The 15,964-nt window shown below is 58.8% G+C and carries 14 protein-coding genes; 8 read left to right on the top strand and 6 right to left on the bottom strand.

The features are described from left to right. The first annotated feature begins 5 nt into the window (after window positions 1–5). Both GYA94_RS12780 and GYA94_RS12775 read left to right on the top strand, forming a co-directional pair. The gene (locus tag GYA94_RS12780; protein ID WP_161892420.1) at window positions 6–1,298 is read left to right on the top strand and encodes a sigma-54 interaction domain-containing protein; all 1,293 of its coding nucleotides are present in this window, start codon (window positions 6–8) and stop codon (window positions 1,296–1,298) included. A 141-nt stretch (window positions 1,299–1,439) separates the two neighbouring features. Then, the gene (locus GYA94_RS12775) at window positions 1,440–1,841 is read left to right on the top strand and encodes an RcnB family protein (protein WP_064314242.1); all 402 of its coding nucleotides are present in this window, start codon (window positions 1,440–1,442) and stop codon (window positions 1,839–1,841) included. A gap of 156 nt (window positions 1,842–1,997) precedes the next feature. Here the strand turns inward: GYA94_RS12775 and GYA94_RS12770 are convergent, their stop codons facing one another. Continuing rightward, on the bottom strand, window positions 1,998–2,579 hold the full coding sequence (locus GYA94_RS12770) for a helix-turn-helix domain-containing protein (RefSeq protein ID WP_110676260.1): 582 nt from the start codon (window positions 2,577–2,579) through the stop codon (window positions 1,998–2,000). Window positions 2,580–2,735: 156 nt separating this feature from the next. Between GYA94_RS12770 and GYA94_RS12765 the strand changes: the two genes are divergently transcribed. Beyond that, window positions 2,736–3,695 carry a DMT family transporter gene (locus tag GYA94_RS12765; RefSeq protein ID WP_161892419.1) on the top strand — a complete coding sequence of 320 codons (960 nt, stop codon included), beginning with the start codon at window positions 2,736–2,738 and terminating at the stop codon, window positions 3,693–3,695. Window positions 3,696–4,146: 451 nt separating this feature from the next. On the opposite strand, the gene yfcF is transcribed toward GYA94_RS12765, so the two are convergent. The 5 genes from yfcF to dnaA form a co-directional block, all read right to left on the bottom strand. Next, window positions 4,147–4,779: a glutathione transferase gene (gene yfcF / locus GYA94_RS12760; RefSeq protein WP_110676256.1), complete on the bottom strand. Its 633-nt coding sequence runs from the start codon at window positions 4,777–4,779 to the stop codon at window positions 4,147–4,149. A 314-nt stretch (window positions 4,780–5,093) separates the two neighbouring features. After that, a complete protein-coding gene (gene gyrB / locus GYA94_RS12755; protein WP_161892418.1) occupies window positions 5,094–7,514 on the bottom strand; it encodes a DNA topoisomerase (ATP-hydrolyzing) subunit B in 2,421 nt (806 codons plus the stop codon). Window positions 7,515–7,518: 4 nt separating this feature from the next. Next, window positions 7,519–8,622 (bottom strand): DNA replication/repair protein RecF, encoded by a 1,104-nt coding sequence (recF, locus tag GYA94_RS12750; RefSeq protein WP_054914199.1) that lies wholly within the window; start codon window positions 8,620–8,622, stop codon window positions 7,519–7,521. Between the two features lie 15 nt (window positions 8,623–8,637). Then, window positions 8,638–9,741: a DNA polymerase III subunit beta gene (gene dnaN, locus GYA94_RS12745; RefSeq protein ID WP_029886848.1), complete on the bottom strand. Its 1,104-nt coding sequence runs from the start codon at window positions 9,739–9,741 to the stop codon at window positions 8,638–8,640. A 40-nt stretch (window positions 9,742–9,781) separates the two neighbouring features. Further along, the gene (gene dnaA / locus GYA94_RS12740; protein ID WP_110676253.1) at window positions 9,782–11,326 is read right to left on the bottom strand and encodes a chromosomal replication initiator protein DnaA; all 1,545 of its coding nucleotides are present in this window, start codon (window positions 11,324–11,326) and stop codon (window positions 9,782–9,784) included. Between the two features lie 595 nt (window positions 11,327–11,921). Here dnaA and rpmH point away from each other — a divergent pair. The 5 genes from rpmH (at window position 11,922) to mnmE (ending at window position 15,855) form a co-directional block, all read left to right on the top strand. Further along, window positions 11,922–12,056 (top strand): 50S ribosomal protein L34, encoded by a 135-nt coding sequence (gene rpmH, locus GYA94_RS12735; protein WP_003253163.1) that lies wholly within the window; start codon window positions 11,922–11,924, stop codon window positions 12,054–12,056. A 13-nt stretch (window positions 12,057–12,069) separates the two neighbouring features. Beyond that, entirely contained in the window at window positions 12,070–12,474 is a 405-nt protein-coding gene (gene rnpA / locus GYA94_RS12730; RefSeq protein WP_029886846.1) for a ribonuclease P protein component, read from the top strand. Further along, window positions 12,467–12,712 (top strand): membrane protein insertion efficiency factor YidD, encoded by a 246-nt coding sequence (yidD, locus tag GYA94_RS12725; protein ID WP_009684672.1) that lies wholly within the window; start codon window positions 12,467–12,469, stop codon window positions 12,710–12,712. The genes rnpA and yidD overlap by 8 nt, the downstream gene beginning before the upstream one ends. Window positions 12,713–12,714: 2 nt before the next feature. Next, entirely contained in the window at window positions 12,715–14,397 is a 1,683-nt protein-coding gene (gene yidC / locus GYA94_RS12720; protein ID WP_009684671.1) for a membrane protein insertase YidC, read from the top strand. Between the two features lie 87 nt (window positions 14,398–14,484). Next, window positions 14,485–15,855 carry a tRNA uridine-5-carboxymethylaminomethyl(34) synthesis GTPase MnmE gene (mnmE, locus tag GYA94_RS12715; protein ID WP_110676251.1) on the top strand — a complete coding sequence of 457 codons (1,371 nt, stop codon included), beginning with the start codon at window positions 14,485–14,487 and terminating at the stop codon, window positions 15,853–15,855. Window positions 15,856–15,964 lie beyond the last annotated feature (109 nt).

Below are 15,964 nucleotides of genomic sequence, written 5' to 3'. Positions count from 1 at the left end.
CTGTCATGCCTGAAACCCATCCGTTTATCCTGGCGCTGGTTTCCTACCTCGAGCACGATGCCCTGCCGACCATCGTGCTGGACACCGACTACAACATCCTGGCGGCCAATGCTGCGTATCGCCGCCAGTTCGGCCAGCACGAACAAGCACCCCTAGGGGAAAAGTGCCACAGGGTTTCGCACCACTATGCCGTGCCATGCGACCAGGCTGGCGAACATTGCCCGATGCGCAAAGCCTGGGACAGCAAGGTCGCGGAGCGCGTGTTGCACATTCACCACACGCCACGCGGGCCCGAGCACGTGGATGTAGAGCTGCGGCCGATCCTGGACGAACAGGGTACGGTCGTAGCCTTTGTCGAACGTTTGACCACCATCACGCTGGCCTCGGCCCAGCCGCAAGAGCAAGGGCTGGTCGGCCGTGCTCCGGCCTTCAAGGCAGCCCTGGCCAGCCTGCAACGCGCGGCGCCAGCGCAGATCCCTGTCTTGCTGCAAGGTGAGTCAGGCACCGGCAAGGAGCTGTTCGCCCGTGCGCTGCACATGGGTAGCGCCAGGGCAAACGGCCCACTGGTGGTGGTGGACTGCACCGGCTTGACCGAGTCATTGTTCGAGAGCGAACTGTTCGGGTACGAAAAAGGCGCGTTCACCGGTGCCAACCAGCGCAAGATCGGCCTGGCCGAAGCCGCCCATGGCGGCACGCTGTTCCTTGATGAAATTGGTGAAGTGCCGCTGGCGATGCAGGTGAAGCTGTTGCGCCTGATCGAGTCTGGCAGCTTCCGCCCGGTAGGCAGCCTGCGCACAGTGCATTCGGATTTCCGCCTAGTATCGGCCACGCACAAACCCCTCAGGCAAATGGTTGCCGATGGCAGCTTCCGTGAAGACCTGTACTACCGCATCAGCGGCTTCCCGATTCGCCTGCCGGCACTGCGTGAGCGGGTAGAGGACCTTCCCTTGCTGGCGCAGAGCCTGCTGCAACGCATGGCGGGCACATCGGTCCCCAGCTTGAGTGACGATGCCTTGCAGCGCCTTGCCTTGCATCCGTTCCCGGGCAACATCCGCGAGCTGCGCAATGTTCTGGAACGGGCGCGGTTGTTCGCTGATGATGGGGTGATCAGGCCGGAGCACCTGCCTGAGGACATCGGCGCGCAAACGCCGGTGAGCCGTGGCGCAAAGCGCCGTGACCTCGGTGAACTGGCCCAGGCTCTGGAACAGTTCAAAGGTTCGCGCAGTGAGCTGGCGCTTCATTTGGGCATGAGCGAACGCACGCTGTACCGCCGCTTGAAAGCGCTTGGGCTACCCTAGCTTCGTGGTGTTGCCAGGCCACCTTTACCGGACCTTTACCTCTGTCCTGACATTAAACGACCTGGTTCATGGTCTGATTGGTTAACCGTACCCGGTAACTGAAAGATTCAGCCGGGCGTTAATACACAGAGGACCGCAACGATGAAAAAGACCCTGACCATGATTTGCGCGGCGCTGATGCTCAGCGCACCTCTGGCAAGCTTCGCGCAGCCTGGCCCACCTGACCGTCATGATGGCGGCCCAGGGCACCCAGGCAACCCGCCCCACGCTCAGCCGCAGGGCCGCCACGACAATGGCCGCGGGCCTGCTTATCGCGACCCGAACTTCCACCCGCAAAAAGGCATGCCGGTGCCCCACCAGCAGTGGCGCCGCGGCCATGTGGTCGACCCGCATTACCGTGGTGACCGTTACTGGGTAACCGACTGGAAGGCGCGGCACCTGTATGCACCTCCGCGCGATCACCGCTGGTTGTACGTGAACGGTGACTACGTACTGGTCGCCATCGCCAGCGGAGTGATCGTCAACATTCTCAGCGGCTACTGATGTGTGGGAACACGCTGTTCAGTTAGCAGTCGGGGCTGCCCTGCGGCCCATCGCAGACAAGCCAATTCTCACAAAACCGCGCATTATTTGATGTGTGCGCTGTGCCTGCGGGAGATGGCTTGCTTGCGATGGGCTTAACTAGGCGCCCGCATACGCTCAGGCGTGTTCGATCACCATGACCGCGGTGGTGTCCGCCTCGAACGCTTCGAACACATGAGGAAGGTTGGCGGAGTAGCTGACGTAGTCACCTGCATGCAGCAGTACGGGCTCGTTGGCAGGCCCGACATTGGCGCTGCCGCTGCACAGGACCACATGTTCGACGGTGCCTGGCAGGTGCGGTTGGGACAGGCGGGCCTCACCCGGCTGGACCTTCAAGCGATAGATATCACGCTGCACCCCAGCAGGGCAGTCGGCAAGCAGCGTCGCCGCGTAGTTCGAGGCTTCGGCATAAGCGGTCATTCCCTCGTTGGCGCGAATTACCCGCAGGTGCTGCTGTGGCTGCTCGAAGAAGCGCGTCACTTGCAGGCCCATGGCCATGGCCAGCGACCAAAGGGTCTCGATGCTGGGGTTACCAATTCCAGACTCCAGCTGCGACAGCGTTGATTTCGCCACCCCGGCCCGTTTGGCCAGCTCTGTCACCGAGAGGCCCGCCAACTGACGCTCACGCTTGATTGCCAATGCTAGAAGGTCGATGCGGCTGAGCGGATTAGCAGGTCTTTCGTTCGTTATGTCATTCATATGTTCTTTAAATCATCCATAAATGGGTTGACGACCTCACACGCCTTGTTCAGTATGTTGATCGTTAGTTCATTATAGTGTTCGTCTTGTGAGTCGCTGGGCCAGCATGAATATGTCTTAGGTTACGTCATCACCCGTCGCAAGGAAGCTGTACATATGAAGCCTGAAGCCCGTGGCGTTGTAGAAATGACCCTGGCCATGATGATTTCCGGCACCGTAGGCTGGTTTGTAATCATGTCCGGTCAATCGCCGCAAGCCGTCGTATTCTGGCGCTGCCTGTTCGGTGCCCTGGCAATGCTGATGACTTGTCTGGCGCTGGGTGTTTTTCGCCGCTCGCAGATGGGCCTGCAGCAATTCCTCCTGGTCTGTCTAGGAGGTGTGGCATTGATGCTCAACTGGGTGCTGCTGTTCAGTGCCTACAGCCGCTCCTCGATTGCCATCGCGACAGTGGTCTACCACATCCAACCCTTCATGCTGGTTGGCTTAGGTGTGGCGTTCTTCGCTGAGCGCCTGAGCGCGGCGAAAGTGGCTTGGTTGTCACTTGCCTTTGGCGGCCTTGTGCTGATCGTAGTGGCTAAGAACAGTGGCCAAGCCATGGGCCCCGATTACCTTGTGGGTATATGCCTGGCGCTGGCCTCAGCGTTTTTCTATGCCGTGGCGGCGGCTATCACCAAACGCCTGAAAGCATTACCCGCGCACCTGATCGTGCTGATCCAGATGATGGTCGGTGTGGTCTTGCTTGCCCCTTTCGTGGACATAACCGTCGATATGTCCACTGAAGCGTGGAGCTACTTGGTGATTATCGGGGTGGTACATACCGGCATCATGTCGACGCTGCTCTACAGCGCTATTCAAAAGACTCCCACGGCGCTAGTGGGGGCGCTTTCCTACATCTATCCGATCGTTGCGATCCTGGTCGACTGGATAGCCTTCGGCCACCCATTGGGGGTTCTGCAGATCATTGGTGCCGCCGCCATCCTGCTGGCCGCCGCTGGCATGAATTTCGGCTGGAAACTGGCGCGCCCTGGCCAGTATACGAATACCTCGCCCAGACCTTGCGCAAGCGACAGGCAGCCCGGAGGCTTGCACCCGATGCCACCAAGGCAAGATGGCTGAGTGGGCAGCTCAAGCGGGCGAGGGTCGGTTGGGCCACCCGCAGCGTCCACCTCCCTACGATGAGACCTTTCAGGCGGTGCGTACTCGCAGCGCAGACTCCATGGCCCTGCTTGCCGAAGCGATCGATGACATGGGTAAACCTGCAATCGTGAGGGTAACGGCAGCCGATCGGCTCGCAGACTTCGGCGAGGCTGCGCTACCCAGCCTGAGCCAGGCGTTGAATGACGACAGCGTCTTAGTGCGTGCTCACCCGGCAAGTGGTTTTACGGTGCTTCCACCAGCCGAAGGCTGTCGTGATCGCCCCCTCGCAGTGGGTTGCAAACGACCAAGATTTCATCCTTAGTTAATGGGCCTGCAACAACATTGCCAGTCGTAAAAGAACCTGGGCTGCACGCCTACGCTTGGTAGCGACGCTCTACCAGAGGCAGCTCCAGGTCGAGAGCCCGTGTGATTAGAGAGGAGGTCGCTCCAACTGCAACCACTCCTGCACGGTTGGGCGCTGCCATTGCCGCTGAGCATAATCCTCCAGTCGAGCGGGAAGGCGGTCGCCATTGAGTATCAATCGATTCAACATCAAAGCGAGATCGACATCGGCGGTAGACCACTGGCCAAAAAGATAGTCCGGGCTATCGCGTAGCAGCAGTTGCGCAGCCTCCACCAACTTTCGCGTCGAGGCCACAGCTGAGGCAGACAAAGCCCCGTATTTAACGCCATAGAACACGACAAGTGTGGAGCGTTCCTTTCGGATAGGGAGCAAATCACTGCGCAGCCAGGCTTGAACTTGCCGCGCCTTGGCACGTTGCTGCGGGCTGGTCGGGTAAATCGGCGTCTGAGGGAAAAGGTCTTCCAGGTACTCAGTGATTGCGGATGATTCAGCCAAAGAAAATTCGCCATGCACCAGAGTGGGCACTCTCTGAGTTACAGAAATACGGGAATAATCCTGTGTCTGATGCTCTAGCGTGTCGAGGTCAAGGGTCTTCATTTGAAATTCGATGCCCTTCTCACGAAGCGCCACAAAACATGACATGGCGTAAGGGCTGGTGAATTGAGCGTCTACATACAAGCACAGCTTTGAAGCGTTCATACCGTCATCTCCATACGCAAGAGAAACTACGGTAGGGATTCAGGACCTATAAATAAAATTCATGTTTTTCATAGGGGGATTCCACTCAGGAATGCACTTATCCTGAACCCTTCGCCCCACCGTTCGGCGTGACCTTGCTTTCCCATCCAAGCGTACGAGGCAAAAGCTACGAGCCGTTGGGAGGAGGGTAGGAATTTGAGACAAGAAAAAAAGCCCGCTAGTGCGGGCTTGATGGTGGCCGGCGCAGACCAGGCTTTTGGCCGGGCCGGGCATCTTTTGGAAAACGTGCAGCGTTACTTTGAACCTACACCTGCTCAGAAGTCCAGGTTAGAAACCGACAGGGCATTGCTCTCGATGAAGTCACGGCGTGGTTCGACCGCATCACCCATCAGGGTGTTGAAGATCTGATCGGCAGCGATTGCATCTTCGATGGTGACCTTGAGCATCCGGCGCACGGTTGGGTCCATGGTGGTTTCCCACAGCTGCTCAGGGTTCATCTCACCCAGCCCTTTGTATCGCTGGATAGTATGCCGCTTGGTGCTTTCGTTCATCAGCCAGTCCAGCGCTTCCTTGAACTCGCTGACCGCCTTGCGGCGCTCGCCGCGCTGCACATAAGCACCTTCGCCCAGCAGGGTAGAAAGATTGGCCCCCAGCTTCACTACCGTACGGTAGTCGTTGCTGCCAAAGAAGTCGCGGTTGAACGTGACGTAGCTGGCCAGGCCGTGGGAGGTCACTTCCACTTCCGGCAGCCACACGTTGCGCTCTTTGTCTTCGCGCAGGCTGGCCTGATAAGCAAGGCCGGACTTCTGGCTGTTGTTCAGGCGCGCCTGGAACTTCACCAGCCAGGCTTGCATCGCAGCGTGATCGCCCAGTTGCTCGACGGTCACTTCCGGCAGGTAGATGAAATGCTCGGTGATATCTTCTGGGTACAAGCGCGACAGGCGCTTGAGCGTTTTCATCACGCCGCGGAATTCGTTGACCAGGTTTTCCAGTTGTACACCGGCAACCGCTGGCGCCGACTCGTCCAGGTGCAGGCTGGCATCTTCCAGGGCCGACTGGGTCATGTACTCTTCCATGGCCTCGTCGTCTTTGATGTACTGCTCCTGCTTACCTCGCTTGACCTTGTACAGCGGCGGCTGAGCAATGTAGATGTAGCCCCGCTCGACAAGCTCCGGCAACTGGCGGAAGAAGAAGGTCAGCAACAAGGTACGGATGTGCGAACCGTCAACGTCAGCATCGGTCATGATGATGATGTTGTGATAACGCAATTTGTCGATGTTGTACTCTTCGCGGCCAATGCCACACCCCAGCGCCGTAATCAACGTGCCCACTTCCTGGGACGAGATCATCTTGTCGAAGCGCGCCTTCTCGACGTTGAGGATCTTACCCTTCAACGGCAGGATCGCCTGGGTACGGCGGTTACGGCCCTGTTTGGCGGAGCCACCTGCGGAGTCACCCTCCACCAGGTACAGTTCAGAAAGGGCAGGGTCCTTTTCCTGGCAGTCCGCCAATTTGCCCGGCAAGCCGGCAATGTCCAACGCGCCCTTGCGACGGGTCATTTCCCGGGCTTTGCGGGCCGCTTCCCGAGCACGCGCAGCGTCGATCATCTTGCCAACGACGGCCTTGGCCTCGTTGGGGTTCTCCAGCAGGAAGTCGGCAAAGTACTTGTTCATTTCCTGCTCAACGGCGGTTTTCACCTCCGAGGAAACCAACTTGTCTTTGGTCTGTGAGCTGAACTTAGGGTCCGGGACCTTCACCGAAATGATCGCGGTCAGGCCTTCACGGGCATCGTCGCCAGTGGTGGCTACCTTGTTCTTCTTCGCCAGACCTTCCTGCTCGATGTAGTTGTTAAGGCTACGGGTCAGCGAGGAACGGAAGCCCACCAGGTGGGTACCACCATCACGCTGCGGAATGTTGTTGGTGAAGCACAGCAGGTTTTCGTTGAAGCTGTCGTTCCATTGCAGGGCAACTTCAACACCTACGCCATCCTCGCGCTGCACATTGAAGTGGAATACCTGGTTGTTGACCGGAGTCTTGTTGGTGTTCAGGTACTCAACGAACGCTCGCAGGCCACCCTCGTATTTGAAGAACTCTTCCTTACCACTGCGTTCATCCTTCAGCAGAATGCCGACGCCCGAGTTGAGGAACGACAGTTCGCGAATCCGCTTGGCCAGGATGTCCCAGCTGAAATGGATGTTCTTGAAGGTTTCAGCCGAAGGCTTGAAATGGATATGGGTGCCCGTGGTTTCGCTGTCACCCACAACCGCCATCGGCGCTTGTGGAACACCGTGAACGTAGGTCTGTTCCCAGATCTTGCCGCTGCGGCGAACGGTCAATACCAGCTTCTCGGAGAGGGCGTTTACGACCGAAACCCCAACACCGTGCAAACCGCCGGAAACTTTGTAGGAGTTATCGTCAAACTTACCGCCGGCGTGCAGGACGGTCATGATGACCTCAGCGGCGGAAACACCTTCTTCTTTATGCACATCGACCGGAATGCCGCGACCGTTGTCGCGGACACTGATGGATTCGTCCGGGTGAATAATGACAGTGATGTCATCGCAGTGACCGGCGAGGGCTTCGTCGATCGAGTTGTCGACCACTTCGAAGACCATGTGGTGCAGGCCGCTACCATCATCGGTGTCGCCAATGTACATGCCGGGACGCTTGCGTACGGCATCCAAACCTTTCAGCACCTTGATGCTGGAGGAGTCGTACGTTTGATTTTCGCTCATGCCTTCACTCCCGATGGTCGTGGGTCTGGGTGATACGGCCTTGTTCCACGTGGAACAAAGCAACTGGCGTTTCCGTCTGCCAGCCTTCCCTCAGTAATTCGTGATCTACACAGGTGATGAACACCTGGCAGCGTAATTCTTCAAGCAAGCGGCACAGAGCGCGGCGGTGCTGGTCGTCGAGTTCGGACGGCAAGTCATCCACGAGATAAATACAGTGACCGCGGCGAGCCTGGCTGACGAGATGGCCTTGGGCAATGCGCAGTGCGCACACCACGAGCTTTTGCTGACCACGCGACAAAATGTCGGCTGCATTATTGGCAGCTAGGCGAAGACGCAAATCAGCGCGCTGCGGACCGGCTTGGGTATGGCCCATTTGCTGATCGCGAAGGAGAGAGGAGGCGAGTACTTCTTGCAGTTCCCGGTCCTTGTCCCAGCCTCGGTAGTAGCTCAGAGTCAACCCGTCCAGCTCGACCAGTTCGCTCAGGGTTCGCTCGAAGACGGGCTTCAAGGCCTTGATATAGTTGCGACGGTATTCATCTATTTCCGCACTGGCCAGGCACAGTTCCCGGTCCCAGGCGGCTTGCGAAGCTGGGTCAAGTGTACCATGCCGCAACCATGAGTTCCGCTGCCGCAGCGCCTTCTGCAGCCGTTGCCAAGCGGGTAGGAAGCGAGGTTCCACGTGGAACACTCCCCAATCCAGGAACTGGCGACGAATTTTTGGTGCGCCCTCCAGCAGCCGAAAGCTGTCCGGGTTGATGAGCTGCAACGGCAGCAGCTCTGCCAACTGCGCAGCGCTACGGGCGTTCTGCCCATCGATGCGAATGGTAAAGTCCCCCTGGCGCTCGCGGGACACACCGAGGTTACTGGTGCCGCCCTCCGTCAATTGCACCTCACCAAACACGGTACAGGCAGCCTGTTCGTACTGTATGACCGGGTTCAAGCGGGTGCTGCGGAATGAGCGCGCTAATCCAAGCAAGTGCACGGCTTCCAGCACACTGGTCTTGCCACTGCCGTTGGCGCCGTAAAGGATATTGATGCGGGGGGAGGGTGAGAGCGTCACCGGGTGCAGGTTGCGCACCGCGGTGACCATGATACGTCGAAGGGACATGTCGCCTGCTACAGGTTACAGGCGCATCGGCATGACAACATAGGAAGAATCATCATTCCCGGCTTCCTGCAGCAGCGCACTGCTGTTGGAGTCAGACAGGATCAGACGAACTTGCTCAGTGGTCATCACGCCCAGCACATCCAGCAGGTAACTGACGTTGAAGCCGATTTCCAGCGAGCTACCATCGTAGTCCACACTGATTTCTTCTTCCGCCTCTTCCTGCTCGGGGTTATTGGCCTGAATCTTCAATTGGCCAGCAGCCAGCTGCAGGCGAATACCGCGGTACTTCTCGTTGGAAAGAATCGCGGTACGGCTGAATGCCTCACGCAACGCCTGACGATCGCCAACCACCACCTTGTCGCCGCCTTTGGGCAATACGCGCTCATAGTCGGGGAATTTGCCGTCTACCAGCTTGGAGGTAAAGGTGAACTCGCCAGTGGTCGCGCGAATGTGGTGCTGGCCGAGCACGATGCTGACCATGCCTTCTGGGTCGGTCAGCAAGCGCGCCAACTCCAGGATACCTTTGCGGGGCACGATGACCTGGTGGCGGTCGTCCTGCTCGATGGGCGCCGTCATGGAGCACAGGGCCAGGCGGTGACCGTCGGTAGACACTGCACGCAGGGTGTTGCGGGAAACCTCAAGCAGCATGCCGTTGAGGTAGTAGCGCACATCCTGCTGAGCCATGGCGAAGCTGGTGCGCTCGATCAAGCGGCGCAGCTTGCTCTGCTCCAGGTTGCAGGTCAGCGAACCCGGGCCTTCTTCCACTGTGGGGAAGTCGTTGGCAGGCAGGGTGGACAAGGTGAAACGGCTACGGCCGGCCTTGAGCAACAGTTTCTGCTCGTCGACTTTGATATCGATCAGGGCGTCATTGGGCAGGCTTTTGCAGATGTCCATCAGCTTGCGCGCCGGGACAGTGATCTCGCCAGGCTCAGCCGGCTCTTCCAGTTGCACGCGGCCTACCAGTTCGACTTCCAGGTCGGTACCGGTCAACGACAGTTGCTGGCCTTGCACGACCAGCAACACGTTGGACAGGACCGGCAAGGTCTGACGGCGCTCGACGACACCGGCGACCAGTTGCAGGGGTTTCAACAGGGCTTCGCGTTGAATGGTGAAATGCATGGTCTAGTCCCTTGCCTTCAATTAGCTGCGCACACGGCCATCAGGTCGTCAGCGTTCGCAGCAGGTTCTTGTAGTCCTCGCGGATATCCGCGTCGGATTCCTTCAATTCGTTGATCTTGCGACAGGCGTGCAGCACGGTCGTATGGTCGCGGCCGCCAAACATGTCGCCGATTTCCGGCAAGCTGTGGTTGGTCAGCTCTTTGGACAGTGCCATGGCCACCTGGCGAGGGCGCGCCACGGAACGCGACCGTCGCTTGGACAGCAAATCGGAGATCTTGATCTTGTAGTATTCGGCGACGGTACGCTGAATGTTATCCACACTGACCAGCTTGTCCTGCAGGGCCAGAAGGTCCTTCAGCGATTCGCGGATCAGCTCGATGGTGATATCGCGCCCCATGAAATGCGAGTGAGCGATCACCCGCTTCAGCGCACCTTCCAGTTCGCGAACGTTGGAACGGATACGCTGGGCGATGAAGAACGCTGCATCATGCGGCAGTTCGACCTTGGCCTGGTCAGCCTTCTTCATGAGGATGGCTACCCGCGTCTCCAGCTCTGGCGGCTCTACGGCAACCGTGAGGCCCCAGCCAAAGCGCGACTTCAAGCGCTCTTCCAGGCCTTCGATCTCTTTGGGGTAGCGGTCGGAGGTCAGGATGACCTGCTGGCCACCCTCAAGCAGCGCGTTGAAGGTGTGGAAGAATTCTTCCTGGGAGCGCTCCTTGCGGGCAAAGAACTGGATATCGTCAATCAGCAGCGCATCTACCGAACGGTAGAAACGCTTGAATTCGTTGATGGCATTGAGCTGCAGCGCCTTGACCATGTCTGCGACGAAGCGCTCCGAATGCAGGTACACAACCTTGGCGTTCGGGTTCTTCTTCAGCAAGTGGTTACCCACAGCATGCATAAGGTGGGTTTTACCCAGACCCACACCGCCATAAAGGAACAACGGGTTGTAGCCATGCTTGGGGTTGTCTGCGACCTGCCAGGCCGCTGCGCGCGCCAGCTGGTTCGACTTACCCTCGACAAAGGTATCGAAGGTGAAGGTTCGGTTCAGATAGCTGGTGTGCTTGAGCGCACCTTCAACCTGTACGGTGCGCTGTTCGGCCCTGCCACTGGTGGCTGGCGCAGCGGCCGGCTCAGCCATGGCATCGAAGCTGTCGCGCGAAGACGACTCGGCCATTTCATCCATCGGCACAGATTCGGTAACCGTTACTGCTGCAGGTTCGAGTGTAGCCGCAGCAGGCGCAGCCTTGAGGGTCTGGCTTTTGGCCTGGGTCTGCGCCTGTGAAGCGGCGACCGCAGCACTGACCGGCGCGTTGGGCGCGGCGCGCGGGGCCGAGCTGCGGCGGCTGCCTATTAATAAGGAAAGGGCAGGTGCTATGCCGCTGCCGTTCTCGCCCAACAATTCGAGCAAGCGGCCCAGGTACTTTTCATTGACCCAATCGAGAACGAAACGGTTAGGCGCATAGACGCGCAACTCGTCGCCTTCGGCTTCGACCTGTAGCGGACGGATCCAGGTGTTGAATTGCTGGGCAGGCAGTTCATCGCGCAGAAGCTCCACGCACTGCTGCCAAAGTTCCACTGACACGGATATCCCCTGAGTTTGAAAGCCGGATGAGGCAAAAACAAACCGCCATTGTACCGGTCGAGCGTCCAGTTATCCACATGTGGACACATGAGTAACCATGACAAATCAGCCATTTATCGACCAGATTGGCATGAAGGCGGTGTTGATAAGCTCTGTGGATAACCCGCCATGAGGGCTATGCACAACCCAGGGTTCCAGCCTGTGGATAATTCACCTGTGCATAACAGACGATTTAATCCACAGGTTGCGACCACCTACGAAACAAGCGCAGCACGGGTTCAGAACATACTTATGAAACGCTGTACATCCCATTAACCGTGGCCTGAAGTAGGTTATCCACAGAAAGTTATCCACCTAAGCTTTATAGGTTTATCAGAAAAGCTTTTTATATCTCTCTTCTTTTTTTTCATGTTGTCCCCAACGCGCACCTTCGATCAAGCACCCTGGGGTCATGGCCGAGCAGTTGCCGTCCATCACATGCTCTATAGGGAAAGACTGGTTGGAAATTGACCTACGGGCTTGCTTTCTCTAGAATCGCCGGTCTCGTAAAAAGGGGGCCATCCCGGCCCGTCGTCGACAAACCAGGTAACACGCCATGAAACGTACTTTCCAACCAAGCACCATCAAGCGCGCGCGCACTCACGGTTTCCGTGCCCGTATGGCTACCAAGAACGGCCGCGCTGTTCTGTCGCGTCGTCGTGCCAAAGGCCGTAAGCGTCTGGCCATTTGATTTTTCGGCACAGGTGGTGAGTCAGGACTTCAGTCGGGAAAAGCGACTGCTTACACCCCGGCATTTCAAAGCGGTCTTCGACTCCCCAACCGGCAAGGTTCCAGGGAAAAACCTGCTGATCCTTGCTCGCGAGAACGGCCTCGATCACCCACGGCTGGGCCTGGTGATCGGCAAGAAAAGCGTCAAACTCGCCGTTCAACGCAATCGCCTCAAGCGCTTGATGCGCGATTCCTTTCGTCTGAACCAGCAGTTACTCGCCGGGCTGGACATCGTGATCGTCGCGCGCAAGGGATTGGGTGAAGTAGAAAACCCGGAATTGCACCAACACTTTGGCAAACTCTGGAAACGCCTGGCGCGCTCCCGCCCAGCACCAGTAGTCACCGCCAATTGCGCAGGGGTAGACAGCCAAGATGCGTAAACTGGCGCTCGTTCCGATCCAGTTTTACCGTTACGCCATTAGTCCTCTGATGGCCAGCCACTGTCGTTTCTTCCCCAGCTGCTCCTGTTACGCCTACGAAGCCATCGAAAATCATGGCTTGTGGCGTGGTGGGTGGCTGGCTGTTCGTCGCCTGGGGCGTTGTCATCCGTGGAATGCAGGCGGTTTCGACCCCGTTCCACCCGCTCCTTCCTCCCGAACTTCTTCGATAGCCGAGTAATCATGGATATTAAACGCACGATCCTGATCGCCGCGCTGGCAGTCGTGTCCTACGTCATGGTCCTGAAGTGGAACGATGACTACGGCCAAGCTGCCTTGCCGACTCAGAATACTGCTGCCAGCACTGTTGCGCCGGGCTTGCCCGATGGCGTGCCGGCCGGTAACAACGGTGCCAGCGCCGATGTACCGAGCGCCAACGCCGACTCCAGCCCTGCCGAACTGGCACCGGTCGCACTCAGCAAGGACCTGATCCGCGTCAAGACCGACGTCCTTGAGCTGGCTATCGACCCGGTTGGTGGTGACATCGTCCAGCTGAACCTGCCGAAATACCCCCGCCGCCAGGACCACCCGGACATCCCGTTCCAGTTGTTCGACAATGGTGGTGAGCGTGTCTACCTGGCACAAAGTGGCCTGACCGGCGCCAACGGCCCGGATGCCCGCGCCAGCGGCCGCCCACTGTATGCCGCCGAGCAGAAAAGCTACCAACTGGCTGACGGCCAGCAGCAACTGGTGGTCGACCTTAAGTTCAGCGACAACGGCGTCAACTACATCAAGCGCTTCAGCTTCAAGCGCGGTGAGTACGACCTGAATGTCAGCTACCTGATCGACAACCAGAGCAGCCAGCCGTGGAGCGGCAACATGTTTGCCCAGCTCAAGCGTGACGCCAGCGGCGATCCGTCTTCGAGCACTGCGACCGGCACCGCCACCTACCTGGGTGCAGCCCTGTGGACAGCTTCCGAGCCTTACAAAAAGGTCTCGATGAAGGACATGGACAAGGGCAATTTGAAAGAAAATGTGTCTGGTGGCTGGGTAGCCTGGCTGCAGCACTACTTCGTGACCGCGTGGATCCCGGCCAAGTCGGACAACAACGTTGTTCAGACGCGCAAGGACAGCCAAGGCAACTACATCATCGGCTACACCGGCCCGGCACTGAACGTACCTGCCGGTGGCAAGGTTGAAACCAGCGCCATGCTGTATGCCGGTCCGAAGATCCAGTCCAAGCTCAAGGAATTGTCCCCAGGCCTGGAACTGACCGTCGACTACGGCTTCCTGTGGTTCATCGCCCAGCCGATCTTCTGGCTGCTGCAACATATCCACAGCCTGCTGGGCAACTGGGGCTGGTCGATCATCGTGCTGACCATGCTGATCAAAGGCCTGTTCTTCCCGTTGTCGGCTGCCAGCTACCGTTCCATGGCGCGCATGCGTGCCGTTGCACCGAAACTCGCCGCGTTGAAAGAGCGCTTCGGTGATGATCGCCAGAAGATGTCCCAGGCGATGATGGAGCTGTACAAGAAAGAGAAGATCAACCCGTTGGGCGGCTGCCTGCCGATCCTGGTGCAGATGCCGGTGTTCCTGGCCCTGTACTGGGTGCTGCTGGAAAGCGTTGAAATGCGCCAGGCGCCATGGATGCTGTGGATTACCGACCTGTCGATCAAGGATCCGTTCTTCATCCTGCCGATCATCATGGGCGCCACCATGTTCATCCAGCAACGCCTGAACCCAACGCCGCCGGATCCGATGCAGGCCAAGGTGATGAAAATGATGCCGATCATCTTCACCTTCTTCTTCCTGTGGTTCCCAGCGGGTCTGGTGCTGTACTGGGTTGTGAACAACTGCTTGTCGATTTCGCAGCAGTGGTACATCACACGTCGCATCGAAGCAGCCACGAAAAAAGCTGCTGCCTGACGGGCTGCTACGCTAGCCTGTGAATAAAAACGCCCCCTAGTGGGGCGTTTTTGCTATCTGTCGTTGTTGTCGTAGAGGCTTTCGAGCATGAACATTGTGCGTGAAACCATCGCAGCCGTCGCCACCGCCCAGGGCCGCGGCGGGGTGGGGATTGTCAGGTTGTCCGGGCCCCTGGCCGCCAAGGCTGGGCAATTGATCACCGGCCGTACGCTTACCCCGCGCCACGCCCATTACGGCCCCTTCCGCGATGAGGACGGGCTGGTACTGGACGAAGGGATCGCATTGTTCTTCCCCGGGCCTAATTCGTTCACCGGCGAGGACGTGCTTGAGCTGCAGGGCCACGGTGGCCCGGTGGTGCTGGACATGCTGCTGCAGCGCTGTGTACAAGTTGGCTGTCGGCTGGCCCGCCCAGGTGAGTTCAGCGAGCGCGCGTTCCTCAACGACAAGCTCGACCTGGCGCAGGCCGAAGCCATTGCCGACCTGATCGAGGCGAGCTCCAGCCAGGCGGCCCGCAACGCCCTGCGCTCGCTACAGGGCGAGTTCTCCAAGCGTGTGCAGGGTTTGACCGAGGCGTTGATCGCATTGCGCATCTACGTCGAGGCAGCGATCGACTTCCCTGAAGAAGAGATCGACTTCCTCGCCGACGGCCACGTGCTTTCGATGCTCGATACCGTACGCCGAGAGTTATCCACCGTGCAGCGCGAGGCCGGGCAGGGTGCATTGCTGCGCGACGGCATGACGGTGGTTATCGCCGGCAGGCCCAATGCCGGTAAATCCAGCCTGCTGAACCAGCTGGCCGGGCGCGAAGCGGCGATCGTCACCGACATTGCCGGCACCACACGGGATATTTTGCGCGAACATATCCACATTGATGGCATGCCGCTGCATGTGGTGGACACCGCCGGGTTGCGGGCCACCGATGACCATGTGGAAAAGATTGGTGTGGAACGGGCGCTGAAGGCCATTGGCGAGGCTGACCGGGTATTGCTGGTAGTCGACTCCACAGCGCCCGAAGCCAGCAACCCGTTTGCCCTGTGGCCAGAGTTTCTCGACCAGCGGCCAGACCCGGCGAAGGTTACGCTGATCCGTAACAAGGCAGACCTGAGTGGCGAGCGGGTAGGGCTGGAACAAAGCGATGATGGCCACGTCACGATCACCCTTAGCGCCAAGGGCAATGACGCAGGCCTGCAGCTGCTACGCGACCACCTGAAGGCGTGCATGGGTTATGAACAGACTGCCGAGAGCGGTTTCAGCGCCCGCAGGCGCCACCTGGATGCGTTGCGCCAGGCCAGTGAGCACTTGGAGCACGGCCGCGCACAACTGACCCTGGCGGGCGCGGGAGAGCTGTTGGCGGAAGACCTGCGTCAGGCCCAGCATGCGTTGGGCGAGATCACCGGGGCATTCAGTTCGGATGATTTGCTGGGGCGGATCTTCTCCAGCTTCTGTATCGGCAAATAATCCACAGCCGGGCACTGCCAAGGGCCGCTTCTTCGGGAGCGGCTTTTTTTTGCCTGGAATTCACGCATCTGCCGTGCGGGCGCCATCGCCGGCCTGCCAGCACCCAGAA

Origin of the sequence: Pseudomonas juntendi (assembly GCF_009932375.1) — a bacterium.
GTDB lineage: Bacteria > Pseudomonadota > Gammaproteobacteria > Pseudomonadales > Pseudomonadaceae > Aquipseudomonas > Aquipseudomonas juntendi.
Note: the sequence above shows the minus strand (reverse complement) of the source record. Positions and strands in the feature narration are given on the sequence as shown.